Origin of the sequence: Segatella maculosa DSM 19339 = JCM 15638, assembly GCF_000382385.1 — a bacterium.
In the GTDB taxonomy this organism is placed as follows: domain Bacteria; phylum Bacteroidota; class Bacteroidia; order Bacteroidales; family Bacteroidaceae; genus Prevotella; species Prevotella maculosa.
In genome coordinates, this window is the sequence record NZ_KB908367.1 from 1 (window position 1) to 3,354 (window position 3,354).

The window sequence follows — 3,354 nt, forward strand, 5'->3', positions numbered from 1 at the left end:
CCACCCAAACCAATGGGGAAGTATGAAAAGCCACAAAGAAATGATGTAAATTCCACCGAAAGAAGTGATATTCTCGTTTTTAATTGCTACCTTTGCCATGTCAGATTTTGTCTATTTTTTTTGTTTGCAGCACCAAGATAGGTGAAATTTCTGACATATCCAAGTGTTTTGAGAACTTTGTTTCCCAGGCACTTGGAGTTCTCACAAGAATTTATGCTGCGGAATTAAGGAGAGAAATAATAAAGCAAAATTCAATCAACAAAAGAATTTCTGAGAATAAAAGAATGATATTACAGCATAAATAACTACATTTGCAGTTGTGCACTTTTATTTGACAACGTACAGGTAAAGACATCGATATACATTCGGAATCTGAAATACACATGGAATCAAATGAGGATACTGTTATTGCATCAAAAAAGAGAATGTATGTTAAAGGTAAAGTTCAGGTAGATGTTGCAAAAGGTTAATTGCATATATAAGGCATGGCAAATAAAGGCTTATTTATACATACAATAATTATTATGGTGTCGGTTTTTATCTGTACATCATGTAAATCTAATGTTAAGATGAAGACAAAAACGCAATTTGTTTGGGAGCCTTCGGTTGCAGCTCCAATATATTATCCGGTTGAAACCAAATATGCTTTTGTTACTTTCGGAGAAAGCGGACGGTATCCTATTATGGAAAATTTTATCGGTACCGGTATCGGAGTACATTCTGGTGGTGTCGGATTAGATGATTTTGATACGGAAGGAGGTTTTGATCTTCCCAACGGTTTAGATGTATTATGGCTTTCTTATGCAGAGAAGAAGTATTATAAAGCCAATATCAAATTTAGTCAAGAACTACAGGATAGGATCTTGGAATTATTTCGTGAAAATGTTTATGATAGCGAATATAAGAAAAATAGACACTATACGGGATTTGTTGTGACATTGCTACCGGGAGGTAAAATTTGGCTGTATTTGGATTGTACAACAAGATGTACATTAGTTTGTGATTCTTTGCAGGGAAAAGAAGTTCAGGTGTCATTAAAAGATTTTGAAAAAGATGCTTTTATGATACATGGTACGACGGAAAAGCTTTGCGAAAGTGCCATTAAAGATTACGAAGGTGCTGCAGAAAATTTGAAAAAGAATGGTATTCCTCTCAATTTATGGGATCAATACGCAGAACGCTTCAGATATGACTTGAAAATTGTGTTTGAAAATGAAAAGACTATTTTATCTCCTGATGTGATGAGTCATTTTTCGAACGGTGAATTATATTGTAATGACGACCGTGTTCCCAAAGATATGCAAGCGCGTATAAAATATATCATCTGTCGTTGGCGAGTAGCAGATACTTTATATATGGGTGAGTTTTTCTTTGATGAGGAAGAAGTGTTGCGTTCATTCCCTTTGGCATTAGGACGGGATTGCCGACAAAAGGGTGAGTTAATTGTTCATATCGATAAATATAATAATGGCTTCGATATTTTTTTACAAGTAGGAGATAAAAAATATGAATTGGAGGAAACCAAAATACATGTGTTTAGAGAAACACCGGAAAATAAAGATAGTGATGATGATGATATTTTTTTTAATAATCATAGAGATCAGCATTCAAGCACTTTTAAATTTATAGGAGAATAAGAGTATGAATGAATATACGAACCGCAAATGTAAGGCAGGATTACCTTCAAAATCATCTCCTCCATCAAAAGAAAAGAGAAAGATCAGCATTACTATGGGTGTCTTTTTTGATGGTACCAAAAACAATAAATATAACATAGACCATTGGGAAAATATAGATGATAGCTATCAAGGTTCATACACCAATGTGGCATCTTTATGGGATATGTATGAAACTTCTCTTAAAAATCCTAATCGACTTATTACCATGATTTGAAAGCTCATATATCTTATGTTTGCATATACTGTGAATACTTTCACCCACAATGCGGAAGAGGCAAAGAGAAAGGATTAATTCCGAAGCCGAAACTCCATCATGTTTCTCCAATGACAGGCGAGATAACAAGTGACCAATGCCAAACTTGCCAAAAAGATGAAATAAAGCATCACTCATTCGAGTTTTAACACTCAAAAGTTTGGATAACTCACTTATTTTCTCTATTTTTGCTTCCATAACAGCTTTGTTGTCTTGTCTTTAAAATCAGTTCTTTAGCGATTACTAATTTACAAAGAAAATTCGACAAACTGTTATTTTTTCTATCTATTTATTAGGGTGGGAAACTTTAGTAATATAATTATATTTTTGATGAAAAAGAAATTATTAATATCATTACTCTGTGTTCTAATTATAAGTTATAGTGCAAAAAGTAATAACTCAAACTCTTATTCGAATGTTATTGAGGCTATAAAAAAGAAAGATAATGTAACTTTTGCTTATACAATAAAAGAAATAACTAATGTAGACTCCTTGATAGTGGTAGATTCTACTCATTCTTATTCTTTATTGGGATTCGCATGTCTATATAATAATAAAGAAGCGGTAGAACATTTGATAAAAATGAAGGCAGATCTATATAAGGTGTATGCTGATGACATCTATATTTATGACGCATTATATGTCGCTATTAATACTCAAAATGAGAATATGGTTCTATATCTTATAAATAAAGGATTAAATGTAAATACACCTTACAATGAAGATGGTCTTTGCCCATTAGTACTCAGCTGTTATAATAATAACACAACTATACCAGAACTATTATTAAAAAATAAAGCCAATGTGAATGGAGTTGGAAACTTGGGGGGAGATATGACTTACCCCCTAATAATAGCAATTGAAAATGGGAATGAGAATTTAGTAAAACTATTATTAGAGTATGGCGCAAAAACTAATATTACAGACAATATAGGGAATACTCCCATAGAACTTGCTCGTGAAAAAGGGCTCAACCGCATATTAAAATTACTGGTGCAAAGTAAACATTAAAAATAACCTTACCTCATGGCTTGGCAAATATATTTTCCAAAATAAAAAATACGGAATATAAATTGAGTGTGAATAAGATGGTTTGACTTTTGAAATATCGTCATGCAAATAGGTTATTGTTTATCTTATTAGTTTTATGTGCCGAAAAAGATAAGACTACTTCCGATATAAAGACAATATTGGAAAGAAGTATTTTCTGAGAATACCTCAATTCCGCAGCATTATTCCTTGTGAGGTACTTTTATATATTGAAGTGACATTTTTGGGATTTATCCATTGATATGGGGATTTTCTGGGGTTCTTGGTTCTTGCATAATCATGAAATCCCCCACCCAAACCAATGGGGAAGTATGAAAAGCCACAAAGAAATGATGTAAATTCCACCGAAAGAAGTGATATTCTCGTTTTTAA

Annotated in this window: 3 protein-coding genes and 1 pseudogene; 3 read left to right on the forward strand and 1 reads right to left on the reverse strand. The window is 32.7% G+C overall.

The features are described 5' to 3' along the window. Window positions 1-569: 569 nt before the first annotated feature. Together H164_RS0114150 and H164_RS0114155 are read left to right on the forward strand one after the other, a co-directional pair. Entirely contained in the window at window positions 570-1,637 is a 1,068-nt protein-coding gene (locus tag H164_RS0114150; RefSeq protein WP_238315311.1) for a DUF2931 family protein, read from the forward strand. Between the two features lie 4 nt (window positions 1,638-1,641). Continuing rightward, window positions 1,642-1,893, forward strand: coding sequence for a hypothetical protein (locus tag H164_RS0114155; RefSeq protein ID WP_008565986.1), 252 nt, complete (start codon window positions 1,642-1,644; stop codon window positions 1,891-1,893). Here the strand turns inward: H164_RS0114155 and H164_RS15370 are convergent. Beyond that, window positions 1,882-2,130: pseudogene (locus H164_RS15370) on the reverse strand (IS4 family transposase); the annotation flags it as partial. The gene H164_RS0114155 and the pseudogene H164_RS15370 sit on opposite strands and share 12 nt — an antisense overlap. Before the next feature lie 132 nt (window positions 2,131-2,262). Here H164_RS15370 and H164_RS0114160 point away from each other — a divergent pair. Then, window positions 2,263-2,943 (forward strand): ankyrin repeat domain-containing protein, encoded by a 681-nt coding sequence (locus H164_RS0114160; protein WP_019969234.1) that lies wholly within the window; start codon window positions 2,263-2,265, stop codon window positions 2,941-2,943. Window positions 2,944-3,354: the final 411 nt, after the last annotated feature.